The organism is Streptosporangium sp. NPDC006930 (assembly GCF_040635605.1).
Taxonomy (GTDB): domain Bacteria; phylum Actinomycetota; class Actinomycetes; order Streptosporangiales; family Streptosporangiaceae; genus Streptosporangium.
Genome location: NZ_JBEYID010000018.1, coordinates 19,028 through 34,618, shown reverse-complemented (window position 1 = coordinate 34,618; position 15,591 = coordinate 19,028). Strand labels below are relative to the sequence as shown.

Here is a 15,591-nt window from a genome sequence, read left to right as displayed (position 1 = left end):
GGGGTGCGAAGCTGGTACGACCGGCGTCGCCGGAGGCGGCGCGCGGTCGATGGGCCGGTTCTCTCTGGGAGGTAAGTCGTGTCGGACGAGTTCGACGTGGTGGTTGTGGGCGCGGGCCCCGCAGGCGAGAACGTCGCCGACCGCGCGGTCAAGGGAGGGCTGACCGCCGCGATCGTCGAGAGGAACCTGGCCGGGGGCGAGTGTTCCTACTGGGCGTGCATCCCCAGCAAGGCGCTGCTGCGCCCGGTGGAGCTGGCCGCCGAGGTCTCCCGGGTACCCGGCCTGACGCTGGGCCCGATCGACACCGCCGCCGTGCTCGCCCGGCGCGACGAGGCGGTGGCCCACCTCGACGACGGCGGCCAGGTCGAGTGGATCAAGAGCGTGCCGGCGGAGTTCGTCCGCGGGCACGGGCGGCTGGACGGTCCCAAACGGGTCGCGGTCACCGCGAAGGACGGCTCGGTCCGCACGCTGACCGCCCGGCGGGCGGTCGTGCTGGCCACCGGCAGCGGCGCGGCCGTCCCGCCGATTCCCGGCCTGGCGGAGGCCTCACCGTGGACGAGCCACGAGGTGACGGCCGCGAAGAGCGTTCCTGGACGGCTGGTCGTGCTGGGCGGCGGCGTGGTGGCCTGCGAGATGGCCCAGGCCATGCACGGGCTCGGCGCCCGGGAGACGACGGTGCTGGCGCGTGGCGGGCTGCTCGGCAGGATGGAGCCTTTCGCGGGTGAGCTGGTGGCCGAGTCGTTCGCCGAGGCCGGCATCACGGTGCGCACGGGCGTCCAGGTGACGAAGGTCGAGCGGCCCACGCCCGGGGGTCCCGTGACCGTCCACCTGTCCGAGGGCCCGCCCGTCGAGGGCGACGAGCTGCTCGTGGCCACCGGCAGGCGTCCGGCGACCGGCGACCTCGGCATGGAGACCATAGGTCTGGAGGCCGGGCGCTCGGTGGAGGTCGACGACAGCATGCGCGCGACCGGCGTCCCCGGCGACTGGCTGTACGCGGTGGGCGACGTCAACGGCCGCGCCCTGCTCACCCACATGGGCAAGTACCAGGCACGGGTGTGCGGCGACGTCATCGCGGCGCGGGCCAAGGGCGAAACCGACGACCTGCCGGGCCTGCGCGACGTGGCGGACGCGTACGGCGCGCCGCAGGTGGTCTTCACCGACCCGCAGGTGTGCTCGGTCGGCCGGACCGAGGCACAGGCCCGCGCCGAGGGGTTCGACGTCCGCACGGTCGAGTACGACCTGGGCAGGGTGTCGGGGGCCTATCTGCAGGGTGACGGCTACCGGGGCAGGGCCAAGGCCGTCGTGGACGAGCGGCGCCGCGTGCTGCTCGGGGTGACCTTCGCCGGTCCGGCGGTGGGCGAGATGCTGCACTCGGCGACGATCGCCGTCGTCGCCGAGGTGCCCCTCGAACGGCTCTGGCACGCGGTCCCGTCCTTCCCCACGGCCAGCGAGATCTGGCTGCGGCTGCTGGAGACCTACGGGCTCTGACACGGCGTCCCGGCCGGTAGCCGACACGCTTTCGGCTCGGACCGCCGCCGGGACCGTGCGGCCGGTCACCGGCGCGCGGACCTCTCCGACGTCGGAGAGGTCCGCTCCGCCCTAGACGACCACCAGCTCGCGAGGGCGGTGGTTGACCCGCTCGCCGCCCTCGTCGGTGCAGACGAGGATGTCCTCGATGCGGGCGCCGTGGGCTCCCGGCAGGTAGATGCCCGGCTCGACGGAGAAGGCGAAGCCGGGCGCCAGCGGCTCGGCGTTGCCCGTGACGATGTAGGGCTCCTCGTGGGTCTCCAGGCCGATGCCGTGACCGGTGCGGTGGATGAAGTAGTCGCCGTAGCCCTCGGCCGTGATCACCTCTCGCGCGGCGGCGTCGACCGCCTCGCACGGCACCCCGGGGCGCACGGCGTCGCAGGCGGCCTGCTGGGCCCGCCTGAGCACCTCGTAGTACTTCAGGAAGCCCGCCGGAGGCTCGCCGATGGCGTAGACGCGCGTGGAGTCCGAGCAGTAGCCGTCGGGCATCTGGCCCCCGATGTCGACCACGATCGGCTCGCGCTCCTGCACGACGCGGTCCGACAGCTCGTGGTGCGGGCTGGCACCGTTGGGCCCTGAGCCGACGATGACGAAGTCGACGGTGGAGTGACCGGTCGCGATGATCGCCTCGGTGATGTCCCTGCCGATCTCGCGCTCGGTCCTGCCGGCCCGCAGGAAACCGGGCACCTGGGCGTGGACGGCGTCGATGGCGGCCCCCGCCCTGCGCAGCGCCGCCACCTCGGCCGGGGTCTTGCGCATCCTCAGCCCGCGCAGGACGGTCCCGGCGAGCACCTGCTCGGCGCCGGGGATCGCGTCGCGCAGGCGCAGCGACTGCATCGCCCACATCCGGTCGGCGAGACCGACCTTGCGGACCGCGCCCAGCCGCCGGCCGACGACCGCGTACGGGTCGTCGGTCTCGTCCCACGGGACGAACTCGACGCCGAGCCGCGACGCCGGTGAGCGCTCGGCCGCCGGCAGCTCCAGTCGGGGCACCATCAGGAACGCCTCGCCCTCGGCCGGCAGCACCAGGCAGGTGAGCCGCTCCAGCGGCAGCGCCTCGTACCCGGTCACGTAGCGAAGGTCGGGGCCTGGCGTGAGTAGCAGCGCGTCGAGCCCGGCGGTGGCGGTCGCCTCGCGGACGGCGGCCAGGCGGGTCACGGGATAGAGGTCAGAGGGCTCCGTCGTCACGCCGACCAATCTAATCCCCGGCGGAACGGCGACGCATCCGGGCCCGGCCCCGGAACCGAAACTCAGGGAAAGGAAGGCACGAGAGCAGCCTCACCACTACAATCTGTTGAAGTACGATCACACTTTGTTGGCAAAGTATCCATAAAGCCACACATCGAGAGCGAGCTACATGGTCGGCGTAGTGGGCGGCCACCAGCCACCCCTCCACCCACGAAACGACCAGGTGACCGGTCCGGCCTCATCGACCGCCGCTGAGACGGCACAGCGGTCACGTGGTGAAGCGGACGAGCACATGGCCGTTGAGCGACACCTCCTCACCGCACGCCTGGCACACGCGGAGCGCATGGGTGAGATGGGCTGGGCCGAGTGGGATCTCCAGACCGGAGGGTCCACCTGGTCCGATCAGGCGTACACCATATTCGGCCGCGCTCCCGGCGACGGCCCGATCCACCTGCGTGACCTGATCGGTCACGTCGAGGCGGCCGACCGGCCCGACCTCGACCGGCTGCTGTGGTCCGTCGTGCACCGGGCCCAGGCCGGGGAGGCCGAGTTCCGCATCCGCCGCCGCGGTGAGCTGCGCCACCTGCGCGTCGCGCTCGACCCCGTCGTGAGCGACGGGCATCTCAGCGTGCACGGCGTCGTCCAGGACATCACCGGCCGCCGCCGCGCCGAGCGGATCATGTCGGAGTCGCGCAGCAAGCTGCTGCGGATCCGCGAGCAGGTCGCGGAGGAGCACGACATGAGCGTGACCCTGCGCGAGGCGATCATGCCGGGTCTGGGAGACAGCATCGACCTGCCGCACGCGCGCATCGCGGTCCGCTACGTCGCGGCCGGGGTCGACCCCGGCCTGGGCGGCGACTGGTACGACGCCGTTCCCCTCGCCGACGGCAGGGTACTGCTCGCCATCGGCGACGTGTCCGGACACGGGATGCCCGCGATCTCCCAGATGGCCCAGCTGCGCCACGCCCTGATCGGCCTCGCGATGACCGGCCGCTCCCCCGCCAGGCTGCTCGCCTGGCTCAACGACCTCGTGCTGCACCGGATGCCCGAGACGACGGCGACCGCGGTCGTCGGCCATCTCGACCCGGACACCAGGACGTTCACCTGGGGGCAGGCGGGGCACCCCGCGCCGATCCTGGTCCGTGAGGGGACGGCCACCCAGCTCGACTCGCCCGCCGGGGTGCTGCTGGGCGCCACCCCTGACGAACCGTACGAGACGGCCGGGGTCGAGCTGCGGGAGGGTGACCTCCTGCTGCTGTTCACCGACGGGCTGGTGGAGCGGCGCACCCGCGACATCGACGAAGGGCTCGCGCTGACCATGGAGGCCGCGGCCCTGCTGAGAGGAGACCCGGACAACGGGCTCGACCGGCTCATCGAAGTGATCGGCGGCCCCAACCCCGAGGACGACACCTGCGTTCTGGCAATCGGAGTGCTCGGCTGATTGGTTAAATGGTCGCCATGCCCGGCCTGATGCTCCTTGACACCCCCTCGCTGTACTACCGCGCCTTCTACGGCATCCCCGAGTCGATGACCGCCCCCGACGGGATGCCCGTCAACGCGGTGCGCGGCGTCATCGACATGATCGCCATGCTGGTCCGGCGGCACTCCCCCACCGAGCTCGTCGCCTGCATGGACGCCGACTGGCGCCCGGCCTTCCGGGTGGCGGCCATCCCGACGTACAAAACCCACCGGGTCGTCGAGGACGGTGCCGAGGAGACTCCCGACACGCTCGCCCCACAGGTGCCGGTGATCGAGCGGGTGCTCGGCGCGGTGGGCATCGCCCTCGTCGGCGTGCCCGGCTACGAGGCCGACGACGTGATGGGCACGTTCACCGCGCGCGCGAGCGGCCAGGTCGACGTCGTCACCGGCGACCGCGACCTGTTCCAGCTGGTCGACGACTCCCGGCCGGTCCGGGTCCTCTACACCGCGAGGGGGGTCAAGAACCTCCAGCTGGTCGACGAGGCCGCCGTCACCGAGAAATACGGTGTCCCGGGCCGCTCATACGCCGACTTCGCCACCCTGCGCGGCGACCCCAGCGACGGTCTGCCGGGCGTGCCGGGGGTGGGCGACAAGACCGCCGCGGCCCTGATCACCCGGTTCGGCTCGCTGGAGGCGCTGCTGCGGGCCCTCGACGGGGGCGAGGGAGGCGATGACCTGACCGCCGGGCAGCGCGCCAGGCTGTCGGCGGCCCGCGACTACCTGCGGGTGGCCCCCGAGGTGGTCCGGGTCGCCCGCGACGTCCCCCTTCCCGAGGCGGACATCGCGCTTCCCGCCAAGCCCCGTGACCCGGAGGCCCTCGCGGCCCTGAGCGAGCGCTACGGCCTGTCCGGGCCGCTGGAGCGCCTGACCTCGGCGCTCTGACGGCTCATCCCCCGCCTTCCCGGTCTCCCGCCTCCGACCTGCTCTTCCGCCGTGCCGATCACCGCTGTCCCGACCGGCCGGTGAGGAGTCCGCCGCGAGCCGGTAGGTTGCTCCCTGTGCCTCACAAGAGCATCCTGGTGCCCGAAGGGTCCCATCCACGGCTCGGCGACGGTTTCGAGCGGATCCGCCGTGAGATGAAACTGCCCGACGGATTCCCCCGGGCGGTGATCGACGAGGCCGAGTGGGTCGCCGAGGTGCCCGCCCTGCCCCGGCTCGACCGTACCGACCTGCCCCTTATCACCATCGACCCTCCGGGCGCGATGGACCTCGACCAGGCCGTGCACCTGGAGGAGCGGTCCGGCGGCTACCGCGTCTGGTACGCCATCGCCGACGTCGGGGCGTTCGTCAGGCCCGGTGGGGCGATCGACGCCGAGGCCCGCCTCCGCGGCGAGACGGTCTACATGCCCGACGGGCGCGTACCGCTGCATCCGCCCGTCCTGTCCGAGGGCGCCGCCAGCCTGCTGCCGGGTGTGACCCGGCCCGCCGCGCTGTGGTGCGTCGACCTGGACGCCGAGGGCCTGATCGTGGGCGCGGACGTGAGCAGGGCACTGGTACGCAGCCGCGAGCGGCTCGACTACGACTACGCGCAGGCCGCGGTCGACACCGGCACCGCCGACGGCACTCTTCGGCTGCTGGCCGAGATCGGCCGGCTCAGGCTCGCCCAGGAGCGGGCCAGGGGCGGCGTGACGCTGCCCACCCCCGACCAGGAGGTCGTCCCGGAGAAGAACGGCTACCGGGTCGAGTTTCGCGCCCCTCTGGCCGCCGAGGCGTGGAACGCACAACTCTCGCTGCTGACGGGCATGGCCGCCGCCTCCATGATGCTGGACGCCGAGATCGGCCTGCTGCGGGTGCTGCCGCCCGCCCCCGTCGAAAGGATCACCCAGGTCCGCCGGGTGGCCGCCGCTCTGGGCGTGCCCTGGCCCGAGGGCGCCGGGTACGGCGACGTCGTCCACTCCCTCGACCCGAGGATCCCCGAGCAGGCCGCGTTCCTGCAGGAGTCGACGGTGCTGCTGCGCGGCGCCGGATACGTCGCCTTCAACGGCGAGCCGCCCGCGCAGGCGGAGCACGCCGCCGTGGGGGCACCGTACGCGCACGTGACCGCTCCGCTGCGCCGCCTCATCGACCGCTACGCCACGGAGATCTGCCTGGCCATCGCGGCGGGCGAGCCGGTGCCCCAGGAGATCCAGAGGACCATGGGCGAACTGCCGGAGATCATGAATGCCACCGGGCGCCGCGCGGGCGGCGTCGAGCGGGCGTGCGTGGACCTGGTGGAGGCCTTCGTCCTGCGCGAACGGGTGGGCCAGACGTTCGACGCCGTGGTGATCGACGTGGCCGAGGACCGGCCGTGGGGTCAGGTGCAGGTCACCGACCCCGCGGTGGTGGCCCGCTGCGACGGCGAGGGGCTCCCGCTGGGGGAGGCCGTACGCGTGCGGCTGACGCGCGCCGACCCGGCCACCCGCGAGGTCCGCTTCAGTCTGACCTGACCCGTTCCCGGACCGGCCCGAGATTCCGCGAAGCTCTCCGCCGAGCCTCCGCGACCGGGTTTCCGGCCGCGTAGGCCCGCCGGAGAGGGAGGAAACAGGCCGGAGGCAGGAGCTCAGGTCAGGGACGAGTAGGCCACCACCCCGCGCCGCAGGGCGTCCATCGACTTGCCCGCGGTCTGCTTCACCTTGCTCCCCGCCGGGGCCGCGTCGGAGATCTGGCCGAGGAGGTCGAGCAGCTGCTTGGTCCAGCGGACGAAGTCTCCCGCGGCCAGTTCCGCGCCGGCCACACCGTCACGGAGCACGGCGTCCAGGCTGTGGCCCTTGGCCCAGCGGAAGGCCGCCCAGGCGAAGCCGAAGTCGGGCTCCCTGATGAACGACAGGCCGTGATCGCTCTCGATCGACTCCAGCTCACCCCACAGGCGCACCATGTCCGCCAGCGTCTTCTGAGCCGCTCCCGCGGGAATCCTGGGCTGGCGGGCGTCGTCGGCCTGCCGCGACTCGAAGACCAGTGACGACACGCACGCGGCCAGCTCGGCCGGGTCCAGGTTGTTCCAGAGCCCCGCGCGCAGGCACTCGGCGGTCAGCAGGTCCAGCTCGGTGTAGAGCTGGGCCAGGCGGCGGCCCTCCGCGGTGACGCTCTCGCCGTCGAGGTAGCCGAGCTGGTCGAGCACCCCGCAGACCTTGTCGAAGGTGCGGGCGATGACATGGGAGCGGCCCTCGACCCTGCGGCGCAGGCCCTCGGTCTCGCGGAGCAGCTTGTAGTAGCGCTCGGCCCAGCGGGCGTGGTCCTCGCGCTCGTCACACCCGTGGCAGGGATGCCGGCGGATCTCCGTGCGCAGCCGGTTGATCTCGTCGTCCTCCGCGGCGTGGTCGCGTGCCCTCACGGGCTTGCCGAAGTCACGGTCGCCGATCTTGGCGTGCACGGAGGAGACCAGGTTGGCCCGTTCCTTGGGCGAGCGGGCGTTGAAGTTCTTCGGGATGCGCAGGTGCTCGACCGGCTCGACCGGGACGGGGAAGTCGGCCGGTGACAGCTTCTTGACCTGCTTGCCGATGGTCAGCACCAGGGGTGAGGGCCCCTCTCCCCTGGAGTTGAGGCCGGGGTCGAGGACGACGGCCAGACCGGCCCTGCGCCCGCCGGGCACCCTGATGATGTCACCGGGTTTGAGCGCCTCCAGCGAGCGCAACGCCTGCGTCCTGCGGGCCGCGCCGCGCCGGCGCGACAGCTCGGCCTCCCGGTCGGACAGGGCCCTGCGCATCGCGGCGTACTCCTCGAAGTCGCCCAGGTGGCAGGTCATCGCCTGGCGGTAACCCTCCAGGGCCTCCTCCGCGCGACGCACCTGCTTGGCGATGCCCACCACGGCCCGGTCGGCCTGGAACTGCGCGAACGAGGACTCCAGGAGGGTCCTGGCCCGCTCCCTGCCCACCTGGCCGACGAGGTTGACGGCCATGTTGTAGGAGGGACGGAAGCTGGAGCGCAGCGGGTAGGTGCGGGTGCTGGCCAGGCCGGCGACCTGGAGCGGGTCGGTGCCCGGCTGCCACTGGACGACCGCGTGGCCCTCCACGTCGATGCCTCGGCGCCCGGCCCGTCCGGTGAGCTGGGTGTACTCGCCGGGGGTGAGGTCGGCGTGGGTCTCGCCGTTCCACTTGTCGAGTTTCTCGATCACCACGGAGCGGGCGGGCATGTTGATGCCCAGCGCGAGCGTCTCGGTGGCGAACACGGCCTTGACCAGACCCCGGGTGAACAGCTCCTCGACGACCTCCTTGAAGGTGGGGAGCATCCCCGCGTGGTGGGCGGCCAGGCCGCGCTCCAGGGCGTCGCGCCACTCCAGGTAGCCGAGCACCCCCAGGTCCTCGTCGGGCAGGTGCGCGGTGCGCTCGTCGACGATCTGCCGGATCTCGTGACGCTCGGCGTCGGTGGTGAGCCGGATGCCGTCGTGCAGGCACTGCATGACGGCGGCGTCGCAGCCCGCCCTGGAGAAGATGAACGTGATCGCGGGCAGCAGGGCGTCGGCGTCCAGGCGCTCGATCGCCGCGGCACGGTCCGGCGGGCCGTTCCTGCGAGGCCGCGAGTAGCCGCGGCGCCCCCTGCCGTACGCCTGGCGCTCCTCGTCCTTGGCGATGCGCAGGAGGTTGGGGTTGATCTGCGGGCGCCGGTCGTCGTCTCCGGTGACGAACAGGTCGTAGAGGCGGCTGCCGACGAGCATGTGCTGCCAGAGCGGGACCGGGCGGTGCTCGTCGACGATGACGCTGGTGTCGCCGCGGACCTCGCCCATCCACTCGCCGAACTCCTCGGCGTTGCTGACCGTGGCCGACAGGGCGACCAGGCGCACCGACTCGGGCAGGTGGATGATCACTTCCTCCCAGACCGCGCCGCGGAACCGGTCGGCGAGGTAGTGGACCTCGTCCATGACCACGAAACCGAGCCCCGCCAGGGTGGAGGACCCGGCGTAGAGCATGTTGCGCAGCACCTCGGTCGTCATGACGACGATGGGGGCCTCGCCGTTGACGCTGTTGTCACCGGTGAGCAGGCCCACCTTGTCGATGCCGTATCGCTTGACCAGGTCGTTGTACTTCTGGTTGGACAGCGCCTTGATCGGGGTGGTGTAGAAGCACTTGCGGCCCTCTCGCAGGGCGAGGTGCACCGCGAACTCGCCCACGACGGTCTTGCCCGAGCCGGTGGGCGCCGCCACGAGGACCCCGTCACCGGCCTCCAGCGCCCGGCAGGCGTCGAGCTGGAAGTCGTCCAGCTCGAAGTCGTAAAGACCTCGGAACGAGGTCAGCGCCGGCCCGCTCTCAGCCTGGCTCTGACGGAAGGCAGCGTATCGTTCCGCTGGGGTCGTCATGGCTCCAGCCTACCGATATCGGGATTCCGGCCCGTCCCCCTTCTCCCCGGATCCCGTCGATCGCGAGGGCCGCCCCGGCGGGCCGTCCGGGCGGCGCCGGACGGACCGCCGACGTACGCCGGCGACCCTAGACGAGGACCGCCAGCGCGCCGGGGACGATCTCGCATGTCAGCGGGGTGGGGCCGACCCGCTCGCCGTCGGCGTAGGCGATCACTCCCGGGGCCTCCAGGGTCACCCGGCGGGCGCGGAGCATGGTGACGGCGGGATGGGCGCCGTGGGAGCCCCGGTAGACGCGGGGGAAGGTGCGCAGGAACTCCATCTTGGGGATGGCCCCGAGGATCGTCACGTCCAGCAGGCCGTCGTCGGGGATCGCGCCGGGACACACGCGCATGCCCGCGCCGTAGGAACGGGTGTTGCCGACCGCGACAAGCATCGCCTCACGCTCGACGATCTCATCGTCCAGGCCGATCCTGAACGGGATGGGCCGAAAGGAGCGCAGCTCCTCGGCGAGGGCGACGAGGTATCTGGCCATACCCGGCGGCCAGGTCATGCTGTTGGCCCGCTCGTTGACCCGGGAGTCGAAGCCACAGGCCAGCACTCCGGCGAACCACTCGTCCTCGCCCGCCTTCACGGCGTCGACCGTGCGCACCCGCCCGCGCAACACGGTGTCGGCCGCGGCGAGCGGCGCCTTCAGGGGGATGCCGAGCGCGGCGGCGATGTCGTTGCCCGTGCCCACGGGGATGACGCCCAGCGGCACGCCGCTGCCCGCGACCGCCTGGACGGCGAGGTGGACCAGGCCGTCGCCGCCGAAGGCCACCAGCGCCTCCGGCTCCTCGGCGACGGCCGTGCAGGCGCGTTCCAGTGCGTCGGAGGCGGACTCTCCGAGGATCACCGAGACCTCGCGCCCGCCCTGCCGCAGGCGGTCGAGCACCGGGGAGAGCAGCCCCCGCGAACGGCCGCCGCGGGCGGCGGGATTGACGAGGACTGCGATCTCTGCGGGCACAGACCGGAACTTATCCGCTATTTGCCGGGATCGGTGTCGGTCGTTCTCGAATCGATAGGAGCCGGATCGTCGACGGGGGTCACGGCACCAACGGGCGAGACGTCGTCGTCGAGCGAGGAGGCCTCGTCGTCGGAGAGGTGGGAGAAGTCCTCGCCCTTGGACCGCTGTCTCTTCTCCCTGAGATACATGAACCCCTCGGCCAGGCCGAACAGCAGCACCATCGGGATAGCCAGGGCAATCATCGAGAACGGGTCGGTGCTCGGGGTGGCCAGGGCGGCGAAGACGAACATGAGGAAGATGACCATGCGGCGGTGCTTGGCCACCAGCGAGCGCGGCAGCACCCCGATGATGTTCAGGAACACCATGAGCAGCGGCAACTCGAAGGAGATACCGAACACGATGATCATGATCAGCGCGTAGCTGAGATACTCGTCGATCGTGAGGCCGACCACCGTCCCCGGCGGAGCGAAGCTCAGCAGGATCGACAGGCCCTTGTCCATCACGAAGTAGGCCAGGGCCGAGCCCGCGAGGAACAGCGGGACGGCCAGCGCCATGAACAGGAACGAGTAGCGCTTCTCGTTGCGGTACAGGCCGGGGGTGACGAAACCCCAGATCTGCCACAGCCAGATCGGCGAGGAGACCACGAGGCCGAACATCGCCGCGACCTTGAGGTTCACGAAGAAGGAGTCGAAGACGCCGAGGATGAGCATCGTGCACTCCCCGGACCGCAGTTCCTGCGCCTGCGGGAGCCCGCAGTAGGGAGCCGACACGAACTCCCAGATCGGGTCGAAGAAGACGAAACCGACGATGGTGCCGGCCACCAGGCCGAGCAGGGCGATGACCAGCCGGTTACGCAGCTCGCGCAGGTGCTCCATGAGCGGCATGCGACCGTCGCCCGCCTCGGCGGGCGACGGTGCCGCCCCGTTCCGGCCCGATTTGGGCCATTTCAGCAGCGCCATTCGCGAATCCTGGGGTGACGAGTCGAGTGATGGGGGTAGATCTTCAGGCTACCGCCGATCACTGCTGCTTGGACGCTCCGGCCTGGGCACGCAGCCGGGCGGCCTGCTCCTCGAGCCGGCGGGCCTCCTCCTCGACGCTCAGCGCGGGGGCCGGGGGCTGGGTCGCCGCGGGGATCGGCTGCGGAGCCGGGGCGGCGGGCTGGGGCTGGGCCTGGACGACCGTGGCGGTCGCGGTCTCCGTGTCGTCCTCGTCGCGGAGCTTGGCGGTCTCCGACTTGAAGATGCGCAGCGACCGGCCGAGCCCGCGGGCGGCTTCCGGCAGCTTCTTGGCACCGAAGAGCAGCACCAGGATCAGGCCGATGATGATCAGCTCAGTGGGTCCGAGGTTGGGCATTACACATCCTTACGCCGGGCGACGTGCAGTCTCTGTCTTCGATCGTACGCTCCCTCAACGATAGACTCATCCCTTTGTCCCCGTACAGTCGCCGTACGCTCACCGAACAGGACCCGGACGGGTTCCAGCCTGCCCTCCGTGCGATCGACCTCGCGGCCCAGCGCGGTGGCCGCGCGCAGCACGCGAACGGCGAGGAACCCCAGCAGGGCAAGCCCTCCGAAGGCGAGTGAGACCGCGGCGATGATCCAGCTCATGTCGGGAGACTCCGGCTCCGTGCGTCAGGAAAGCGACTCATAACGATTCAGCGCGGCGGTGGCCGCGGCCCGGACACTCTCATCCAGCGAGGCGGGAGAGACCACCCTGCCGGTGTCCCCGAGGCGCAGCGCCAGGCGTACCAGCCAGCCCTGGTCCCTGGCTCGCAGTGCCACCCGCACGCGGCCCTCGCCGAGCTCGGTGACCCGCTCGCACGGGTAGTACTCGGCGACCCAGCGGCCCGCGGGGGTCAGTTCGAGCTCCACCAGCTCGTCGGTCGGCGAGGGCCGGAACACCCCGGGCGTCACCTCGTCGGCCACGGCGTCCGCAGGCGGGTCGGCGGGCACGTCGAGCACGTCGACGGAGAGCATCCGGTCCAGCCGGAACAGCCGGACCGCCTCGGCCCGGTAACACCAGCCCGACAGGTAGGGGCGGCCGTCCACGACGACCAGACGCATCGGGTCGACCTCACGCGGGGTGATCTCGTCGCGTCCCGGCACGTAGTAGCGCAGCGACAGCCGTCTGCCGCGCCGCAGCGCCTCGTTGACGACGGGCAGCGCGTCGGGCGCGGCGTCGACCTCCACCGCGACCTGGCTGCTGACCGCCGCAGCGCCCTCTCCCGAGGCCTGCTCGAACTTGGCGATGACCCGGGCCAGCGCGTCGCGCTCCCCGAACTCCGGCATCTCCGCGAGCAGGCGCAGGGCGACCAGCAGGGCACTGGCCTCGTCCACGCCCAGCCGCAGCGGGCGGGCGATGGTCTCGGCGTTGTCGATGACGATCTCCCCGCCGTCCCACGACACGTCGATCAGGTCGCCGGGGGTGTGGCCGGGCAGTCCGCACATCCACACCAGCTGCAGGTCGTCGATGAGCTGCTTCTCGCTCAGCCCGAAGATCTTCGCGACCTCGGGGACCTGGGCCCCGGGGTGCGACATCAGGTAGGGCACCAGTGCGAGCAGCCTGGGCAGGCGGTCGGCCGTGCTCACGCGAGAGCTCCCTTCAGGCGGCAGATGACCGCGTCACGGGCGTCCGGGGGGCCGACGACCTCCGCGTCCGCGGCGAAACCCACGATCCATCCGGCCAGCCTGCCCGGGTCGGTGAAGTCGACGTCCAACTCGTCCCAGTCCTCACCTGCGGGCCGCACCGCCTTCGCCACCTGGCGCAGCCCCTGGCAGGTGTCCCGCCTGACCCGGATGAGGGCGGTGCGCTCACGAACGGCTGCGTCGCTGTAGACGACCATGGACTTGATGTCGACGTCCTCGGGCACCACCACCGAACCCGGGCGGCCGAGGGTGGTGACCGGCCCGCTGATGCGGCTGAGCCGGAAGACCCTCGGCGCCTCCCGGTCGCGGTCGTGGCCGACCATGTACCAGCGGCCCCGGCGGCTGACGACGCCCCACGGCTCCACCGTGCGGGTCAGCACGTTCTGGCTGGCCGCCGCCCGGTAGGCGAAGCGGACCGCGCGCCGGTCGCGCACGGCCTCCCACAGCGCGGGGAAGGACGGGTCCTGGGTGTCGACGCGCAGCTCCAGCGCACCGCCGAGCACCCCGTGGGCCTCGTCGGTCTGCACGCCCCCCGCGCGCAGCTTCAGCAGGGCCCCGCTGGCCGCCTCGGCCAGGCTGGCCCGCTGCCACACCTGCGCCGCCAGGCCGACCACGGCGGCCTCGTCGGGCTCCAGGGTGATCTCCGGCAGCTCGTACGCCGAGCGGACGATCCGATATCCCGGATCCTCCTCCCAGGGGTCCTTGTGGACCTCGATCGGGATGCCTATCTCCCGCAGTTCGTTCTTGTCCCGCTCGAACATCCGCTGGAAGGCCTCGTCGTTGTCGGCGTCGTAGCCAGGCACCGCCTGGCGGATGTGCTCGGCACTGAGCGGCCGCCGCGTGGCCAGCAGGCAGATCACGAGATTGAGCAGCCGCTCGGTCTTCCGGCGCGACATCCGGCCTCCTTCCTGTTCGAGTGACGCTACCCTTCCCCCGTGATCAGATGGCGCAGGGGCGAGGTCGTACGGATCCGGCGCGAATGGCCGGGGGCGGTGGAACTCGACGTGACCACCGAGGACGGTGAGGCGCGCGCGCTCGCCTACCCGGCCCTGGTGGGACGTCCCGAGCCCGGTGACGTGGTGCTGCTCAACACGACCGCGCTCGCGATGGGTCTCGGTACGGGAGGCTACGCCATGGTGGTCGCTGTTCCCGACCGTTTGCCGCAAGATCCTCAAGGCCCCGGACACCTGGTGAAGGCACGCTACACCCCGTTGCAGGCCACCGTCCTCGGCGCGGACGAGCAGGATTCGCCCTTCCACGAGGTCCTGCGCGACGCGGACTCCGTTGACGGCATGCCGGTGATCGTCGCCGACCTGCACTCGGCCCTGCCCGCGATCCTCTGCGGCCTGTACGGCCAGAACCCCCCGGAGCCTGGCGAAAGCGACTCTGAGCGCGGACGATCTCTCAGGGTCGCCTACGTGATGCTCGACGGGGGCGCGCTGCCCGCCTGGTTCTCCATGTCGTGCGCACGACTGCGGGAGACCGGCTGGCTGTGCGGGGTCGTCACCGTGGGCCAGGCGTTCGGCGGCGACGTGGAGGCGGTGACCCCGCACACGGGCCTGCTGGCGGCCAAACACGTCCTGGACGCCGACGTCGCGATCGTCACCCAGGGGCCCGGCAACCTGGGCAGCGGCACCCGCTGGGGTTTCTCCGGAGTCTCGGCCGGCGAGGCGGTCAACGCCGCCGCCGTCCTGGGGGGCCGCCCTGTGGCGGCGCTGCGGGTCAGCGAGGGCGATCTGCGCGAGCGCCACATCGGGGTCTCGCATCACTCGCTCACCGCCTACGGCCGGGTGGCGCTGGCCCCGGCCCACATCGCCGTACCCGTGCTGCCCGGCGACTTCGGCAGGCGGGTTGCCGAGCAGTCACGCCCGCTCGCCGCCCGCCACGAGTTGGTCGAGGTGCCGGTGGAGGGTCTGTACGAGGCGCTCCAGGGATCTCCGGTGCGCCTGTCGACGATGGGCCGGGGGCTGGACGAGGACCTCGCCTACTTCCTCGCCTCGGCCGCCGCCGGGCGCCACGCCGCCTCGCTGCTGTCGTAGAAGTTTTTAAAGGTGAAGGCCTCGAGCGTGGGGCCTTCGGCCCTCAGCCTCTCCAGGCGCTCCATCCCCTCGGGAAGGGTCGGCTCGTACCCCTCGGGGATCCACCACATCACCGAGTACGGCTCCGCGATGCGCAGGAACCACTCCCTGCGCCGCTGCAGGAACGCCAGGTGGTCGCTGCGGTAGACGTAACTCCATAGCGCGTCACGCGACCGCCACACGGAGTAGTTGATCAGCAGGTGGTCGCCGTATATGTGCTCGACCGTGTCCTCGGGGCCGTCACCCCCCTTGAGGCGCCACACGAAGCCGGGGTCGGCCTCGGCGAGCCGGTTGAGGGGGTCGAGGCCCGCCATGAAGGAGGCGAGTTCGGGGGAGTCCTTGGGCGCGCGCATGTGGGCGATGTTCAGCTGGGCCAGGTGCATGGACACAGCAGATCATCTG

At 71.7% G+C, this 15,591-nt stretch carries 14 protein-coding genes; 6 read left to right on the top strand and 8 right to left on the bottom strand.

Going from position 1 to position 15,591, the window contains the following annotated elements; genetic code table 11:
• Positions 1 to 78: 78 nt before the first annotated feature.
• Entirely contained in the window at positions 79 to 1,488 is a 1,410-nt protein-coding gene (locus ABZ664_RS27755) for an NAD(P)/FAD-dependent oxidoreductase (RefSeq protein WP_362515964.1), read from the top strand.
• A gap of 111 nt (positions 1,489 to 1,599) precedes the next feature.
• Here ABZ664_RS27755 and ABZ664_RS27750 read toward each other — a convergent pair whose 3' ends face one another.
• Positions 1,600 to 2,715 carry a Xaa-Pro peptidase family protein gene (locus ABZ664_RS27750; RefSeq protein WP_362515961.1) on the bottom strand — a complete coding sequence of 372 codons (1,116 nt, stop codon included), beginning with the start codon at positions 2,713 to 2,715 and terminating at the stop codon, positions 1,600 to 1,602.
• Positions 2,716 to 3,007: 292 nt separating this feature from the next.
• Here ABZ664_RS27750 and ABZ664_RS27745 point away from each other — a divergent pair, with 292 nt between their 5' ends.
• The 3 genes from ABZ664_RS27745 to ABZ664_RS27735 all read left to right on the top strand — a co-directional run bounded on the left by ABZ664_RS27745 (position 3,008) and on the right by ABZ664_RS27735 (position 6,620).
• Positions 3,008 to 4,156, top strand: a complete 1,149-nt coding sequence (locus ABZ664_RS27745; protein ID WP_362515959.1) for a SpoIIE family protein phosphatase — start codon at positions 3,008 to 3,010, stop codon at positions 4,154 to 4,156.
• A gap of 17 nt (positions 4,157 to 4,173) precedes the next feature.
• A complete protein-coding gene (locus ABZ664_RS27740; protein WP_362515957.1) occupies positions 4,174 to 5,076 on the top strand; it encodes a 5'-3' exonuclease H3TH domain-containing protein in 903 nt (300 codons plus the stop codon).
• Positions 5,077 to 5,192: 116 nt separating this feature from the next.
• Positions 5,193 to 6,620, top strand: coding sequence for an RNB domain-containing ribonuclease (locus ABZ664_RS27735; RefSeq protein ID WP_362515954.1), 1,428 nt, complete (start codon positions 5,193 to 5,195; stop codon positions 6,618 to 6,620).
• Positions 6,621 to 6,733: 113 nt separating this feature from the next.
• On the opposite strand, the gene ABZ664_RS27730 is transcribed toward ABZ664_RS27735, so the two are convergent.
• From ABZ664_RS27730 to tatA, 4 genes are all read right to left on the bottom strand, one after another.
• Positions 6,734 to 9,463 carry a DEAD/DEAH box helicase gene (locus tag ABZ664_RS27730; RefSeq protein ID WP_362515951.1) on the bottom strand — a complete coding sequence of 910 codons (2,730 nt, stop codon included), beginning with the start codon at positions 9,461 to 9,463 and terminating at the stop codon, positions 6,734 to 6,736.
• A 127-nt stretch (positions 9,464 to 9,590) separates the two neighbouring features.
• Positions 9,591 to 10,466, bottom strand: coding sequence for a YegS/Rv2252/BmrU family lipid kinase (locus tag ABZ664_RS27725; RefSeq protein ID WP_362515949.1), 876 nt, complete (start codon positions 10,464 to 10,466; stop codon positions 9,591 to 9,593).
• A gap of 17 nt (positions 10,467 to 10,483) precedes the next feature.
• Positions 10,484 to 11,425 (bottom strand): twin-arginine translocase subunit TatC, encoded by a 942-nt coding sequence (gene tatC, locus ABZ664_RS27720; protein ID WP_362515947.1) that lies wholly within the window; start codon positions 11,423 to 11,425, stop codon positions 10,484 to 10,486.
• Positions 11,426 to 11,483: 58 nt separating this feature from the next.
• The gene (tatA, locus tag ABZ664_RS27715) at positions 11,484 to 11,819 is read right to left on the bottom strand and encodes a Sec-independent protein translocase subunit TatA (RefSeq protein ID WP_362515943.1); all 336 of its coding nucleotides are present in this window, start codon (positions 11,817 to 11,819) and stop codon (positions 11,484 to 11,486) included.
• 74 nt (positions 11,820 to 11,893) lie between these two features.
• On the opposite strand from tatA, the gene ABZ664_RS27710 reads away from it, so the two are divergent.
• A complete protein-coding gene (locus ABZ664_RS27710) occupies positions 11,894 to 12,049 on the top strand; it encodes a hypothetical protein (RefSeq protein WP_362515941.1) in 156 nt (51 codons plus the stop codon).
• A gap of 48 nt (positions 12,050 to 12,097) precedes the next feature.
• On the opposite strand, the gene ABZ664_RS27705 is transcribed toward ABZ664_RS27710, so the two are convergent.
• Both ABZ664_RS27705 and ABZ664_RS27700 read right to left on the bottom strand, forming a co-directional pair.
• Positions 12,098 to 13,054 carry a WYL domain-containing protein gene (locus ABZ664_RS27705; RefSeq protein ID WP_362515939.1) on the bottom strand — a complete coding sequence of 319 codons (957 nt, stop codon included), beginning with the start codon at positions 13,052 to 13,054 and terminating at the stop codon, positions 12,098 to 12,100.
• A complete protein-coding gene (locus tag ABZ664_RS27700) occupies positions 13,051 to 14,007 on the bottom strand; it encodes a WYL domain-containing protein (RefSeq protein ID WP_350948310.1) in 957 nt (318 codons plus the stop codon). Before ABZ664_RS27700 ends, ABZ664_RS27705 begins: the two co-directional genes overlap by 4 nt.
• 39 nt (positions 14,008 to 14,046) lie before the next feature.
• Here ABZ664_RS27700 and ABZ664_RS27695 point away from each other — a divergent pair, with 39 nt between their 5' ends.
• Positions 14,047 to 15,150: a DUF3866 family protein gene (locus tag ABZ664_RS27695; protein WP_362515937.1), complete on the top strand. Its 1,104-nt coding sequence runs from the start codon at positions 14,047 to 14,049 to the stop codon at positions 15,148 to 15,150.
• Here ABZ664_RS27695 and ABZ664_RS27690 read toward each other — a convergent pair.
• Positions 15,096 to 15,572, bottom strand: coding sequence for a DUF3291 domain-containing protein (locus ABZ664_RS27690; protein WP_362516249.1), 477 nt, complete (start codon positions 15,570 to 15,572; stop codon positions 15,096 to 15,098). The genes ABZ664_RS27695 and ABZ664_RS27690 overlap by 55 nt on opposite strands.
• Positions 15,573 to 15,591: the final 19 nt, after the last annotated feature.